Raw genomic sequence first — 14,740 nt, 5'->3', positions numbered from 1 at the left:
GTTCCTGGCATGAACGGGGTAACAGGAACGCATCCCCCTCCAGGCATTCCGGCTGGAAAAGTTTGTGCTGGAAATGCTTGTGTAGGATACCCTTGCATCGGATATGCCTGTGGCTGCATAGCAGGTGATTCCGTTGTCTGAACTCCTTGTACTTGGTCGCCCATCGTATTCGGCATCATCATGTTTGGCATCATGTTTGGCATAGCATTCGGCATCATCATATTCGGCATGGCATTTGGCATCATCATATTCGGCATCATAACGGATTCATCAGAGGACTCCTCCATCATCGCCATATTGACATTTGGTTGCTGAGCCGGCATCATCATTGGTTGCACTGGCATCACCGGCACATTACACTGCGGCATCATCGGCATATTCCACTGCGGCATTGTCGTTCCGCCGCACCCACAGCTTTGAGTTGGCATGTGATACATAGGCATATATGGATTCATCGGTTGAAAACATCCTCCTTGTAATTGTGGTACCACCATTTCAGGCATGATTGGTGGTGTCATCGTTGTCATCGGTGCTTCTGAGCTTTCTACCTCTTCTTTTTCACTCAGCCCTGGGAAAATATTCTCCGGCTTTTTCGGTACTTGCGGAGCTGGTGATTTCACAGGCTGAACGGCCGCTGGTGCTTTCGGTGCTGGTTGCTTCGCAGGTTGAACAGCTGGCGTCTCTTTCTTCACCGGCTGTTTTACAGGCGGAACAACTGGTGGTGCTTGCTGTGTTTTTTGAAATTGAAAAATTTGATTAATTTCCACCTCCGGAATGATCGGTGGCATGGGAGGAGGCATGATGTTTGGCTTTTGAACAACTACCTTCTCCTTTTCCTTCACAGGAGGGGATGGTGGCTTTACTTCTGTTACTGGTGCGATCGGTTGCTCCACTTTTTTCTCTTTCTGTACCGTTCCACTTTTCGGCATTTCTTTATTGGGCATGCCTGCCAATGTCGGGACTTTAATTTTCATTCCCGGCATAATTAAATCGGGGTTGGAGAGTTGGGCGTTCATTTTCTTCAACTCTTCAAAATTAACTCCGTATTTTTTAGCAATCGTCCAGAGTGTATCCCCTTTCTGCACAATATGGATTTTCATTTTCTCCCTCCTTAGGCATTCGTCGATATAGTGTATGTGGGCGATGCGAATTTGCGAACAAACTTACACAAAAATTTTATGCTTGAAGGAGAGAGAATATGAATGGGAACACTGAGGATGATTTCTGATATTTTCTTGGATTTTTTGACCTTTCGTCATAAAAAAATCCCTCGCTAGCAAATAAGCGAAGGATCTCCCATTTTATTGCCCAAGCATCCGATTTAATGCCAACAACGCATCATTCGTTGTTTGTTCAGCCACTTCAATGACATTGCTTTTGCCACCTTCAATAATGGTGTCTAATGACCACAGTAAATGCGGCAAGTCGATACGATTCATTGTGAGACAAGGGCACATATTCGGATTGAGCGAAATAATTTTTTTATCTGGATGGTTCTGAATTAAACGATTCACAAGGTTCATTTCTGTGCCAATCGCCCAAGCGCTGCCGGGAGCAGATTGTTCAATTGTATCAATGATGTATTTCGTAGAACCGTTATCATCAGACAAACCCACCACTTCCCGGCGACATTCTGGATGAACGATAATTTTCATGTTTGGATTCTGTTTGCGAACCTCTTCGATATTTTTCACTGTGAAATTTTCGTGGACAGAACAATGGCCTTTCCATAAAATGACCTTCACTCGACTAATGTCTCCGTCGTATTCGAGCTCATTGCTTATTGGATTCCACACGGCCATCTCATCTAAACCGATCCCTAAATCAAACGCTGTATTTCGACCTAAATGTTGATCAGGTAAGAATAATATTCTTTCCTTTTGAATGAACGCCCATTCTACTATTTTATGAGCATTGGATGAAGTGACCGTTGCTCCTCCGTTGCTCCCGACGAACGCTTTAATTGCAGCTGTCGAGTTGACATACGTAAGAGGAAGCATCGTGTCACCAAACAATGCTTGTAACTTCTCCCAAGCGATTTCCGTTTGATGAATATTCGCCATATCGGCCATCGAACAGCCGGCGCGCATGTCTGGTAAAATGACCGTTTGTTCTTTTGTCGTTAACATATCAGCCGTTTCGGCCATAAAATGTACGCCGCAAAACACGATATATTTAGCTTTTTTATTGCTAGCAGAAATTTGTGCTAACTGCAGTGAATCGCCGACGGCATCGGCAAATTGAACGACTTCATCCTTTTGATAATGGTGACCAGGGATAAAAAGTGCGTCCCCTAGTTCTTTTTTTATCTCTTTTACACGCTTTTCCATTTGCTCTTTCGTCATTTGGCGGTAGCGATCCGCTAATGAAAACGATGGCTGCTTAAGCATTTCTTGAATAGACATCGTGACTCTCCTCCTTCTTCACATATGGTTGCACTTTTGCGCTAATATCCAAGGATTTGACAGAGTGAGTTAATGCACCGAGGGAAATATAGTCCACTCCGCTTTCAGCATATTCGCGAATATTCCCTAAATCGATTCCACCTGATGCTTCTGTTGTGATATGAAGAGGAACAAGCGTGATCCATTCTTTAATCTCTTCTGGTGTTCGATTGTCAAACATAATGATATCTGCTTGAGCTGCGATCGCTTCTTCTAGCTGTGCTTTCGTTTCAATCTCCACTTCGATTTTGACCGTATGACCAACAAAAGCTTTTGCTTTCGCCACCGCTTGTTTAATGCCACCTGCAAAAGCGATGTGGTTGTCTTTCAACATAATCGCATCATATAAGCCACGGCGATGGTTGACACCACCACCTGTTTGCACCGCATATTTTTCAAGCATCCGCAGACCTGGTGTTGTTTTCCGGGTATCACACACTTTCGCTTTCGTTCCCTTTGTTCGAGTGACGACCTCATGTGTAAAAGTAGCAACTCCAGACATACGTTGAATGAGATTTAACACAACTCGCTCCCCTTGAAGCAACCCTCGCATCGTCCCTTTCACTTCAGCGATCACCGCTCCAGCTGTTATCCAGTCGCCATCCTTTACCTTCATCTCAATCGAACTACCGGGATCAATTAAAGCAAATCCAACGTGGATGACTTCTTCGCCACAAAACACACCACTTTGTTTAGCTAACAGATAAAATTGTCCCTGTTCCTTAGAAGAGAATACCGCTTCCCCACTCAAATCTCCGTCCCCAATGTCCTCCATAAAAAACTCTTTAAGCATGGACTCTAGTTTGATCCGATTCACAAAATCCTCTCCTTATCCATGTATGTTGTATCGTTTGTATAATTCGTTGTCCCATCCAGCTCTCTTCTTCAGCGGTGCAATCAGAACGAATATGCGCCCCACGACTTTCTTCTCGCAATAAAGCTGGATAACTAATTAAATAGCTATTCATAAATAAAAACAGCTCCTCTATTTCTTCACAGGAAAGATCATCCATCCCTTGATCCATCCAATCCTGGATGCCACATTTTTGTAAATAGTGAAGATGGTTTTGCAGCTGTTCTCCTGACCTAATCATCCCGACTGCATCCATCATTCGTTGTTGCAACTCACTTTTAGATAACGGTGCCATTTTTTCCGAATGGATTTGTTCCTCGTAATGAAAAATAGATCCTGTGTTTGAAACGTAAGGCTGTTTATTCAAATAGTTAGCTAGCCTGCGACCAAACACAATCCCTTCTAGCAAGGAATTACTCGCTAACCGATTCGCTCCATGGACGCCGCTGCTCGCTATTTCACCGATAGCATACAACCCCGGAACCGTCGTCCGTCCAAACGTATCAACACAAACGCCCCCCATTAAAAAGTGACTGCCTGGTGCGACCGGAAGCAAGCCATCGGCGACCGAAATCCCATGCTGTTTACAAAGGGTTGTAATCGTTGGAAAGTGCGTCTCGAAATTGGGAATCGAGCGAATATCGAGATACACACCCTTGCCACTAGCTCGCGCTTTATAAATTTCATAAGCGGTAATATGTCTTGGAGCTAAATCCTTTAATGGATGCACATGTTCCATCAGTCGATTTCCGTTGTCATCCACGAGAACACCACCAGCACCTCTCACCGCTTCCGATACAAGCCCTTTAGTTTCTCCATTCACATACAGTACCGTCGGATGGAATTGTATAAATTCCATATCGGCGACCTCTGCACCAGCACGAAAGGCCATCGCAATCCCGTCTCCTGTCAACGTTGTTTGATTCGTCGTAAATGGATAAATCGCTCCCACACCCCCTGAAGCTAACACGACGTGGCGAGCACGATATATTTGAATAGAACCATCTTTTCTTTTCGTTTTCACGCCGACACAAGTTGAACGGTCGGCTGACAATAATAATTCATATGCCATTTCTTGTTCAATAATATTTACATGATCCGGGAGCTGTCCCAGTAAAAATTCAATCGTATGCCGCCCTGTCGCATCACCACCCGCATGAATAATTCGATTCGCTCGATGCGCTCCTTCTAATCCTAATGAAATCTGACCAAGCTCATCTCGATCAACCGGCAACCCTTCTGCTATTAGTTGTTGAACAGCGATTGCTCCTTCCTCAACTAAACGTTCCACTTCACGATAAGAATGATGAAAACACCCGGCTATAATCGTATCTTCGGCATGGAGCTTCGGACGATCGTTACGATCAACAACTGCGGCAATTCCTCCTTGCGCCCAATACGAATTACTTTGTCGAAGCACTGATTTTGTGATAACACTCACATGCAACGACGAATGTAACAAACGAGCCAATTGCAAAGCAGCAATTCCACCACCAATGATCAATACATCGATTTGATTCTTCATATTTTCTCCTCCTGTTTTAACAGGTGTCTTGACACATATATTTACACAACTTTAAACTAAAGACAAGACTTTTTTATAAAGGGGATACGATCATGTCTTATTTTGACTATGCAGCAACTACTCCGATGTGCGAAGAAGCACTCGATGTTTATATAGAAGCGAGTCGTCAGTTTTTTGGAAACAGCTCAAGCCTTCATGATGATGGCGGTCGTGCTCGCTTCTTACTTGACAGCTGTCGTGAGCGACTCGCTACGTTAATTGGAGGAGAACGGGAGGGAATTTATTTCACCTCTGGAGGGACCGAAAGTAATTTACTAGCGATTATTTCTTTAGCGAAACAAAGAAAGAACGAAGGAACACATATTATCACTACAATGGCGGAGCATTCCTCCGTTCATGCCGCGATGAGCTATCTGGAAAAGGAAGGATTTCAAACCACTCGACTTCCTCTTAATTCACAAGGTCTTTTAGACTTGAGCACACTTGAAGCCGCCATTCGACCGGGGACTATTCTCGTTTGTTTACAATTGATCAATTCTGAAATTGGAACAATCCAGCCGGTCATTGAAGCAGGTAAAATGTTAAAAAAGAAAGGGATTCTGTTACATTGCGATTGTGTACAAGCCTTCGGGAAAATCAATTTACAATCGTTGCTCCCTTATGTCACTAGCTTATCAATCGCCGCTCATAAAATATACGGCCCTAAAGGAGTCGGAGCCGCCTATCTTTCTCCTGCTATCCCTTGGCAGCCACTTTTTCCAGGAATCTCTCATGAAAAAGGATTTCGTGGAGGGACCGTCGATGTACCAGCCATTGCCGCCTTCATCGCGGCCGCTGAAAAGGTTTGTCAATCATACTCGTTGGATCAAGAATGGAGTTTTCGAGAGCGACTAAAGGATCTCTTAACTCACTCCCGATATGAGTGGATTGAAGCGGATCAAGAACATCAGCTTCCTTCGATCATCGGCATGAAATTAGCAAGAACCGAGGGACAACTAATCATGCTGAAATTAAATGAACATGGATTTTCAATTTCCACAGGAAGCGCTTGTCAGGCATCGATTGAAGGTGGAACGAAAGCAGTGCAAGCGATGGGGCTTTCCGAAGAGGAAACGAAACAGTTTTTTCGCATTTCTTTTGGTGAACACACAACTTTAGCAGAGATCGACGCTTTAGCGAAGCGACTACTCGAGATCAATTATGCTACAATGGACAGTATGGAAATTTAGCATGGAGGGATTCAAATGGCTCCAGGGAAAAAGATTTTAGGAGAAGAACGTCGATCACTAATTTTAACATGGCTTCAAGAGAGTGAAAAACCTTTAACCGGGAGCGAATTAGCCAATCGCACGAATGTTAGTCGGCAAGTGATCGTCAATGATATTACGTTATTAAAAGCTCGAAACGAACCGATTATAGCAACAAGTCAAGGATATGTTTATTTAGCTCAGCAATCACCAGAGAAATGGTATGAGCGTTCCATTGCGTGTTTTCATTCACCAGAACAGACCGAAGATGAATTAAACCTGCTTGTCGATTTCGGTCTTCTTGTAAAGGACGTTAAAATCGAACATCCGATTTACGGCGACTTAACCGCTTCGATTATGGTATCCAACCGCAAAGAAGTAGCTCACTTTATTCAAAAAGCAGCCGAAACGAATGCCACCTATCTTTCTCAGTTGACGGATGGAGTGCACTTACACACGATTGCCGCCAAAGATGAGCGGACATTAGACGAAGCGGAAACAGCATTAGAAAAAGCCGGTTTTTTGTTAGTAGAGAATTAAGAAAAACATCCAGATGAATGCTCATCTGGATGTTTTGTTAATTAGCTGTTTTATTCAATCGAATAAGCATGATAGCTTCCAAGTACTTGAACCGAACAACCAAGCGCTTCCATTTCAGCAAAAGCTCCTGGAAGTAAGACATCGTCTACTTTTTGTGCAATATCAATAATGAAGAAATAATTGCCTAATCCCGTTTTTAACGGGCGGGATTCAATTTTACTCAAGCTAATATCTCTCCAAGAAAAAGCAGATAGTACTTGATGCAAAGCTCCCGCACGATCAGATGGCAACGTCACGACAATCGTCGTTTTATCTAGCGGATTCGTTAATGGCAAGGTTAACTCCTGCTCTTCTTTTGCCAATACAATAAATCTTGTATGGTTATAGCTATAATCATGAATATTTTCTTGGGCGATCGCCAAGTCATATTGCTTCGCCGATAAAGAATTCGCTATCGCGGCATAGCGATGCTCAGGGTGTTCACTTATGTATTGAGCAGCGGCAGCCGTAGACGTCATTTGTTCAAGAGATGTTTCATGAAAATATTTATGTAAAAATTTATGACACTGAGCGATAGCATGAGGGTGTGACATAATTTTCTCCGCCTGTTGCCACTCAGCCGCGTGATCTTTGTGTACAAGCAAATGTTGCTGGATCGGCGCCGTCATTTCCCCAATAATTTTTAGATTCGCTTCATGAAATAAATAATCGATCGTTAAATTGACCGTCCCCTCTAAAGCATTTTCAAGTGGCACAACGGCCAAATCGACCTCCCCTTCAATAACAGCATCCATACACGCTGGAATCGTTAAATAAGGAATGCGTTCTTCTTGCGGAAATCCTTGGCGAACGGCTAAATCTGTGAATGTCGCCGCCGGACCTAAGTAAGCTATTTTTTTCAACTGACTCTCTCCCTTAATAAGAATATTACAAAAATTCTCTTTAGTAAAAGTCGGCTCTTATGCACCAGAGCCGAGAACTTCTACTGTATCTACAAATTCTAAGTTTTTCAATTCAATAAGCATTTCTTCCAAATCAATCGTCATATCGGTCACATTTAACGACAGGGTCACATTGGCTCGCCCTTGAATTGGAATCGTTTGATGAATCGTTAAAATATTGCCATGATGCTTCGCGACTAGCCGAAGCAATTCAGACAACGTACCCGCACGATCTTCAAGATGAAAAAACAAGGTAATAATACGCTCTTTCACAATCTTATGGAAAGGAAAGACCGTATCTCGATATTTATAAAAGGCGCTCCGACTTAAGTCGACTTTTTTCACAGCATCCCATACAGAATCGACTTTTCGCCGCTCAATGAGTTCTTTTGCATCAAGCGTTTTTTTCATCGCTTCTGGCAAAACATCCTCTCGCACAAGATAAAACTTTTGGTTGAAATCCTTCTTTGCCAACATGCTTCCCCCACTTTACAGCGGCCGATTACTCGACAAATTCAAATTCATATTCCAATAATCGAACGATATCGCCATCTTCTGCTCCACGCTCACGTAATGCCTCATCGACACCCATGGAACGCAACTGGCGTGCAAAGCGGCGAACGGAATCTTCGCGTGAGAAATCAGTCATCTTGAATAATTTCTCCACTTTCGCTCCACTCACTACGAAGCAGCCATCCGAGTCTCTCGTAATTTCAAATTCTGCCGCTTGATTTTCATGCTTATACATGACGCGGTGAATGCCTTTTTCTTCTTCTTCAAAGTGTTCAAGTGGAAATTCTGGCGTTTGCTCAATCTTATCAGCAATCGCAAACAGTAATTCTTTCAATCCTGCTCTCGTCACCGCTGAAATTGGGATAATCTCTACATCGCTACCAACTTTTTCTTTAAATACTCGAAGGTTTTCTTCTGAATCTGGCATGTCCATTTTATTAGCGACAACAATTTGCGGACGCTCCGTTAAACGTAAATTATATTCTTGTAATTCTTTATTAATGGTCACATAATCTTCATACGGATCGCGACCTTCTAATCCAGACATATCAACGACATGAACAATAACGCGTGTTCTTTCGATATGGCGTAAAAATTGGTGACCAAGTCCAACGCCTTCATGTGCTCCTTCAATAAGTCCTGGAAGATCAGCCAATACAAAACTGCGACTATCATCTGTTTCTACCACACCAAGGTTAGGAACGATCGTCGTGAAATGGTAAGCGGCAATTTTCGGACGAGCGGCGGATACGACCGACAATAAAGTAGATTTTCCGACACTCGGAAAGCCGACAAGCCCAGCATCTGCTAATAACTTCAATTCTAACACAACATAACGCTCTGTTCCTGGCTCCCCATTCTCTGAAAGCTCAGGCGCCGGATTTGCTGGTGTTGCAAAACGAGAGTTTCCGCGACCACCGCGACCACCTTTGGCAATCACCGCTCTTTGCCCATGCTCCGTTAAATCCGCAATCACTTCTTGCGTGTCCTCATCCGTAACAACTGTCCCAGGTGGCACTTTGACGATCATATCAGCTGAATTTCTTCCGTGCTGATTTTTGCTCATGCCGTGCTCTCCACGATCCGCTTTAAAATGGCGTTGGTAACGGAAATCCATGAGTGTCCGTAAGCCTTCATCTACTTCAAAGACGACGTTTGCTCCTTTACCGCCATCCCCGCCGGCTGGTCCACCTTTAGGTACATATTTTTCTCGGCGAAACGCGACCATACCATTTCCGCCGTCTCCGCCTTTTACATAAATTTTCACCTGATCTACAAACATAAAGTCCTCCTGTTATCATTAAAGCATCTTTAAATAAAAATGAGCGAGTCAAACATTCCGTGCATTACCACATCAGTGAAGAGACTAAAGTACCACTTCAAATAAGAATTCCTGACTAGAATGCTCGTGAATCTTCCATTGTTGAACATACGATGCCTGTAATTGGCTTTGGATATCCTCCAACAACAACTGCTCATTTTGTATTATTCCACTGAATTCAAAAAAGAAACGAAGCCCCTCATCAGCTTTATTGATGGAAAGGCTAAGAAGATTATCTCCATATCGCTTAATATGTCGCTCAATTAAATAAAAAAGCGAATCAATCCATTCACTAAGCCATTCATCCTGTATATTTACAGAAGTTTCATGATCTAGCACTTCGTATTCTAATTGAAAGGAGCGTTCTTCCCAGTTAAAAGTTAATAACTTTTCAGCAAAATTCGGCAAGCGTAAATTGCATAAATGCGCTTCCTGTCTCGCCTGCAAAATCGCCGTTTCAATGACACGTTCTGCATCCTCTAATTTGCCGAGAGCCATAAAGCCTTTTATGAGTTGAAGCTGGTTCATCCAATCATGCCTCGCATGACGCATTGCCTGGATGACTGTCCAATTTTCATTTTTCATTATTAATCGCACAGGTCCTCCGTGAAGTAATCGAAGGGAAGGATAAGCTTAACACTTCCTGCACTTCCTCCTTTCCCGAACAAACATCTGCCGCTATTCATTAATCGTAATTAATTTTAGCTTTATGCTAGTATAACAGAAATCACTTCAAAATGGAGAGTTCATTCTCTTCTGCCATCACATCATTTAGAAAAAAATAAAGCTCTAACCAATGGGTTAGAGCTTTATTGCTATAGCCTTTACTCTTATTGAGCAGCTGGATATACGCTTACTTTTTTCTTGTCACGGCCTAGGCGTTCGAAACGAACGATTCCGTCAACTTTCGCGAATAAAGTATCGTCTCCACCACGACCAACGTTTTCACCTGGATAAATCTTTGTACCGCGTTGACGGTAAAGGATTGAACCACCAGTAACGAATTGACCGTCTGCACGTTTAGCACCAAGGCGTTTCGAGATTGAATCACGACCGTTCTTCGTAGAACCTACACCTTTTTTAGATGCGAAAAACTGAAGATCTAATCTTAACATGAGTTTCACCTCCTGCTAGTGAAAGATGATTTTTAAATGTTTGCTATAATCACGTTCGATTGTTTGCAAGGAAACAACCATGCCTTCAAAAAGTAACTGTACTTTCTCCTGTTCGCTTTCCGAAAGATTTTCCGGTACAATACAGCGAAGAAAACCGCCATCTTTTCCTTGATCGATTTGGAGATCCGCCTCTGTCAAAGAAAGAATAGCGTTCAGCCCTCCGAAAGTTACGGCTGTTGCCGCTGCACAAACTAAATCTTTTCCGTATTCAGCAAATTCAGCATGACCTTCCATGAGGAAAGATGAAATCTTTCCGGAAGGACGCTTCGTTATGTTTACTTGAATCATAAAAACATCGCCTTACGCGTTGATTTTTTCAATAACAACTTTAGTGTATGGTTGACGATGACCTTGTTTTCTGCGGTAGTTTTTCTTAGCTTTTAATTTGAAAACAGTAATTTTCTTTTGACGACCTTGTTTTTCAACTTTTGCTGTAACAGTAGCTCCCTCAACAAGTGGGCTTCCTACTTTTACAGTGTCGCCGCCAACGAATAATACTTGATCAAATGTAACAGAATCACCTTCTGTTGCATCTAATTTTTCAATGTAGATTGCTTGACCTTCTTCTACCTTTAGTTGTTTACCGCCAGTTTCAATAATTGCGTACATTCTCTGCACCTCCTTAATAAACTCAGACTCGCCATTTTCAGGTGGAATGCTACAAAAGCAAACACTTATAACCTGGAATGCGCGGTTGTAGCACGGGTGCTACAAACAATAACATTAGAATCTTATCATTTTACTAGCATAGTGTCAACGTTTTTTCTTGATTAATTAGTTGAAAGTTCAGCAACCGTCCCTGTTCGGATGATTTCACCTAGAGGCGTCGGATAATCAACTAGGCGATAAATAATTTTCTTATGAAGGAGCTCTTCAAGCTGGTGATGAAACTGATGCTGCTCTCCAACAAAAACTTCCTTCACCTCTTGCGTGATTTTCACAACAATCGCTTCTTGTTCATCTCTTGCATACTCTAATAGTTTTCTCTCTAATTCGAAAGCGATTGTTTCTGCACTTTTCACCCGACCTGTTCCGTGACAAGTAGGACAAGGAGCAGTAACTGTCTCTAAAATCGACGGCTTCGTTTTTTTCCTTGTCATTTGCATTAAACCGAGAGAAGTAAACTCACGAATCGAGACGGATTTCGGATCTTTTTTCACTTCTTGCTTTAACAACTTTTCAATCGTTACACGGTCTCGATCGTGAAACATATCGATAAAATCAATAATGATAATACCGCTAATATCGCGCAATCGCAACTGGCGAGCTACTTCAATGGTGGCTTCTTTATTCGTCAGCAAAACGGTTTGAGATTGATTGCTTTTTCCGGTAAACTTTCCGGTGTTCACATCAATCACCGTCATCGCTTCCGTTCGCTCAATGACAAGAAACCCTCCACTTGGCAGCCATACGACTCGCTTCAATGCTTTTTCTAGCTCACTATCCATGCCGTTAGCTGAAAATAGATCTTCATCTACCGAGTGATAATGCGCTCGCCACTGGTTTTCATGATAGCGAGGATCTTTCTTTAAAGCCGACAGAAAATCAGCACTATCACAAATGATTTCTCCTGTTTGCAACGATTGCATTCGGGCAAATAGTTCCTCGATCAAGAGTGGCTTCTCTCGTAATAACGCCGGAGCTTTCGTCATGATCGCTGCTTTGACGAGCTGTTCATGCTCCTTTCTTAACCGTTCCCCTTCAGATGCGAGTTCTTCTTCTGTCGCATCAAAAGCAGCAGTACGTAAAATGAGCCCCTCTTCCCCCTGCTTCCAGCTTTTTGCCCAGTCCGCTACTCGCTGACGCTTGTTCGGTTGATCCACTTTTTTAGAAAGAGCGGTATAGCCACCCTTAGGCAAATAAACAAGCTTTTCACCGGGCCACTCAATCGTCGCTGAAAGGCGCGGTCCTTTCGTCTCCGTACCATCCTTGATCACTTGCACAATGATTTTCTGCCCTTGATGAACGATTTGTTCGATCGGTCGATTTTGATGACCTGGTAGTTGATCGCGGTGCAAATAACCATTTTGCTCAAGACCAATATTGACGAAACAAGCATTCATTCCTTTTTCTACTTTAGAAATAATGCCATAATATAAAAAGCCGACATGAGATTGTTCTGCCGGCTGAAACAGATGAAATTGTTCTGCTCGGCCATGTTTCACGACCGCTAGTCTTTTTTCTCTTCCCTTCACACTAACCAATAAAGTATTCATACAAAACCTGCTTTCTGCTCTCTTTCCTTCCACTTTACTCAGCAATGATCCATTCGTCAATGAAGAGGGAGCAATTCCTTTAAACAAGCACCCGTTCTCTTTTCGGAAAAATAAGCGTATAGCACTTCATTTTCATCCAACCGCCCAATTTCTTTTCCTTGTTCTGTCACATAAACGATATGCTTCGTGTTACGTCTGAATTGTTCTAAGGCCGAGGCAATCTTTGTATCCGCTGATAGCTGCAACGGCTTTAAATTCACTGTGACATCTTTTTTTCCATAGTATCTTTCTAACAAAAAGCGAATGAACGTATAATGCTTGTCCTTCCATTCCCGCCATAGAGCGACCGTCAAATAAGCGATAATTAACCAAGCTTGAAAGTGAAACGGTAAAAATAGCAAAATCAGTAATTGAAGAAGCACTAAGCAAATAGCGGAAAAGATCATAGCAAGACGAATCGTTAACAGAAAAGGGCGTCGCAAAGAAACAAAAAGCAGCAATAACTTCCCTCCATCAAGCGGATATACAGGAAGCAAATTAAATAATAAAATCGCCAAATTAAATTGCCAAAAATGTTGATACAGATTGTCTGACATCCAACCTGCTGTAAATAACAACCAAGCGGCAATAAATAACCAAAGATGCTGTAGCGGGCCAGCTAAAATGACGAACAGCTCTTCCTTAGCTGGTCGATTCCCATGCTCGTCTACCTCGGCTACGCCGCCAAAAGGAAGAAAGACAATTCGTTTAATCCGCCATCGAAACGACAAAGCCATCGAAGCATGTCCTAATTCATGCATGACAATAATAAAAAAAACAAGCAACAAATCGATAAAATAACCAGTCAGAACTGAAAAGGCAATCATGACCCACATTAGCGGATGAATGTATACCTTTCGAAGTAGCTTATTCAAAAGAGATCACCGAACCCGGGTCGACAAATATACCATCTTTCTTAATCGCAAGGTAAAACGTCTGTTCATTCGGTGCCAATTGTGCTAACACACTTCCCGCTGCCACTTTTTCATAAGGCTGGACAGAGGGGTTCGCAACATGCCCATACCACGATTCGCTATTATCCGCATGCTGAACGATTACCGTTTGACCAAATTCCTCCTTTTGCCCAACAAAGAGGACCGTTCCATCTTTGATCGCCTTTACTCCTTCGTTCAGCCCGGCTTCAACCATAAGTCCCCTCCCGTTTGTCTGAAAGTCTTCAATCACTTTTCCAGAGACAGGTACAGCATATTCCGCTTGTTCATTGACTACTTTCTCCTTTTCTGTCCAGCCATCAACGGTGAAAGGAAGCGGTTCTCCCAATGTTTTCTCATACCACTCAGCCGCTTTTGAAAATTGAAATTCCTTTTCCATGACCTCTTTCATCCAAGCCTGTCCTTCAAGGGATGGGGACGATGATTGTTTAAACATAATAGCAACAGCAAGGACCAATATAAGGGAAGCTAAAGCTTTAAATAGAAAACGGTCCAATCGAAAAAGCGGGTGACCATCCTGCTGTTCTTGTTCAATTGATAGTAAGTCCTTCTCCTCTTCCTTCAACTAGCTCACTCCTTTATTAACAGTCATTAATAAAAGATATGAAAGGAGCGAAAAAAAAAGAAGCCTCTCATTTAAGAAGCTAATGACAATCATGAAATAGCTACATATGTATGAGGAAGCCCCTTCTATTTATTTCTTAAGAGCGTACACTAAAAAAATTTTTAAAACGGGTGAAAAATCCTTCTTTCCCCTCGTCAAGCGGTTGAAGCGGAACCGATTCACCAAGAATTCTTCTAGCGATATTGCGATAAGCAATGGAAGCTCGATTATTTGGATTATGCGTGATCGGTTCACCATTGTGTGACGACTTAATGACCTCCTCGTCATCTATAACGATCCCAATTAGTTCAATCGATAAATGCGTTGCCACTTCATCGACATCAAGCATATCTCCCTGTTGCATCATAT

At 42.6% G+C, this 14,740-nt stretch carries 15 protein-coding genes, 2 pseudogenes and 1 other annotated feature; of the genes and pseudogenes, 2 read left to right on the top strand and 15 right to left on the bottom strand.

Annotated elements, in window-relative coordinates; genetic code table 11:
* Window positions 1-943: 943 nt before the first annotated feature.
* The 4 genes and pseudogenes from safA to nadB all read right to left on the bottom strand — a co-directional run.
* Window positions 944-1,100: pseudogene (safA, locus tag CEF22_RS18820) on the bottom strand (SafA/ExsA family spore coat assembly protein); the annotation flags it as partial.
* A gap of 201 nt (window positions 1,101-1,301) precedes the next feature.
* The gene (gene nadA / locus CEF22_RS06570) at window positions 1,302-2,405 is read right to left on the bottom strand and encodes a quinolinate synthase NadA (RefSeq protein WP_100402229.1); all 1,104 of its coding nucleotides are present in this window, start codon (window positions 2,403-2,405) and stop codon (window positions 1,302-1,304) included.
* Window positions 2,383-3,261 (bottom strand): carboxylating nicotinate-nucleotide diphosphorylase, encoded by an 879-nt coding sequence (gene nadC, locus CEF22_RS06565; protein WP_100402228.1) that lies wholly within the window; start codon window positions 3,259-3,261, stop codon window positions 2,383-2,385. Before nadC ends, nadA begins: the two co-directional genes overlap by 23 nt.
* Window positions 3,230-4,822, bottom strand: a complete 1,593-nt coding sequence (nadB, locus tag CEF22_RS06560; RefSeq protein WP_100402227.1) for an L-aspartate oxidase — start codon at window positions 4,820-4,822, stop codon at window positions 3,230-3,232. The genes nadC and nadB overlap by 32 nt, the downstream gene beginning before the upstream one ends.
* Window positions 4,823-4,914: 92 nt before the next feature.
* On the opposite strand from nadB, the gene CEF22_RS06555 reads away from it, so the two are divergent.
* Window positions 4,915-6,051, top strand: coding sequence for an IscS subfamily cysteine desulfurase (locus CEF22_RS06555; protein ID WP_100402226.1), 1,137 nt, complete (start codon window positions 4,915-4,917; stop codon window positions 6,049-6,051).
* 15 nt (window positions 6,052-6,066) lie between these two features.
* On the top strand, window positions 6,067-6,609 hold the full coding sequence (locus CEF22_RS06550) for a transcription repressor NadR (RefSeq protein ID WP_100402225.1): 543 nt from the start codon (window positions 6,067-6,069) through the stop codon (window positions 6,607-6,609).
* Between the two features lie 50 nt (window positions 6,610-6,659).
* On the opposite strand, the gene pheA is transcribed toward CEF22_RS06550, so the two are convergent.
* The 11 genes and pseudogenes from pheA to CEF22_RS06495 form a co-directional block, all read right to left on the bottom strand.
* Window positions 6,660-7,511 (bottom strand): prephenate dehydratase, encoded by an 852-nt coding sequence (gene pheA / locus CEF22_RS06545; protein WP_100402224.1) that lies wholly within the window; start codon window positions 7,509-7,511, stop codon window positions 6,660-6,662.
* A 57-nt stretch (window positions 7,512-7,568) separates the two neighbouring features.
* The gene (locus CEF22_RS06540) at window positions 7,569-8,027 is read right to left on the bottom strand and encodes an ACT domain-containing protein (protein WP_100402223.1); all 459 of its coding nucleotides are present in this window, start codon (window positions 8,025-8,027) and stop codon (window positions 7,569-7,571) included.
* A gap of 25 nt (window positions 8,028-8,052) precedes the next feature.
* Window positions 8,053-9,345, bottom strand: coding sequence for a GTPase ObgE (gene obgE / locus CEF22_RS06535; protein ID WP_100402222.1), 1,293 nt, complete (start codon window positions 9,343-9,345; stop codon window positions 8,053-8,055).
* An 84-nt stretch (window positions 9,346-9,429) separates the two neighbouring features.
* The gene (locus CEF22_RS06530) at window positions 9,430-9,981 is read right to left on the bottom strand and encodes a Spo0B C-terminal domain-containing protein (protein ID WP_157843186.1); all 552 of its coding nucleotides are present in this window, start codon (window positions 9,979-9,981) and stop codon (window positions 9,430-9,432) included.
* A gap of 233 nt (window positions 9,982-10,214) precedes the next feature.
* Window positions 10,215-10,499, bottom strand: coding sequence for a 50S ribosomal protein L27 (gene rpmA, locus CEF22_RS06525; RefSeq protein ID WP_094835851.1), 285 nt, complete (start codon window positions 10,497-10,499; stop codon window positions 10,215-10,217).
* 15 nt (window positions 10,500-10,514) lie between these two features.
* Window positions 10,515-10,847 (bottom strand): ribosomal-processing cysteine protease Prp, encoded by a 333-nt coding sequence (locus CEF22_RS06520; protein WP_100402220.1) that lies wholly within the window; start codon window positions 10,845-10,847, stop codon window positions 10,515-10,517.
* A 12-nt stretch (window positions 10,848-10,859) separates the two neighbouring features.
* The gene (rplU, locus tag CEF22_RS06515) at window positions 10,860-11,168 is read right to left on the bottom strand and encodes a 50S ribosomal protein L21 (protein ID WP_094835849.1); all 309 of its coding nucleotides are present in this window, start codon (window positions 11,166-11,168) and stop codon (window positions 10,860-10,862) included.
* Between the two features lie 14 nt (window positions 11,169-11,182).
* Window positions 11,183-11,265, bottom strand: a sequence feature (ribosomal protein L21 leader region).
* 64 nt (window positions 11,266-11,329) lie between these two features.
* Window positions 11,330-12,775 carry an Rne/Rng family ribonuclease gene (locus tag CEF22_RS06510; RefSeq protein ID WP_157843185.1) on the bottom strand — a complete coding sequence of 482 codons (1,446 nt, stop codon included), beginning with the start codon at window positions 12,773-12,775 and terminating at the stop codon, window positions 11,330-11,332.
* A 56-nt stretch (window positions 12,776-12,831) separates the two neighbouring features.
* Window positions 12,832-13,689, bottom strand: coding sequence for a M50 family metallopeptidase (locus CEF22_RS06505; protein WP_100402218.1), 858 nt, complete (start codon window positions 13,687-13,689; stop codon window positions 12,832-12,834).
* A complete protein-coding gene (locus CEF22_RS06500; RefSeq protein WP_100402217.1) occupies window positions 13,682-14,332 on the bottom strand; it encodes a M23 family metallopeptidase in 651 nt (216 codons plus the stop codon). The genes CEF22_RS06505 and CEF22_RS06500 overlap by 8 nt, the downstream gene beginning before the upstream one ends.
* Window positions 14,333-14,468: 136 nt before the next feature.
* Window positions 14,469-14,740, bottom strand: a pseudogene (locus CEF22_RS06495) (septum site-determining protein MinD); the annotation flags it as partial.

Source organism: Bacillus sp. FJAT-42315 (assembly GCF_002797375.1).
Taxonomy (GTDB): domain Bacteria; phylum Bacillota; class Bacilli; order Bacillales; family Domibacillaceae; genus Bacillus_CE.
Note: the sequence above shows the minus strand (reverse complement) of the source record. Positions and strands in the feature narration are given on the sequence as shown.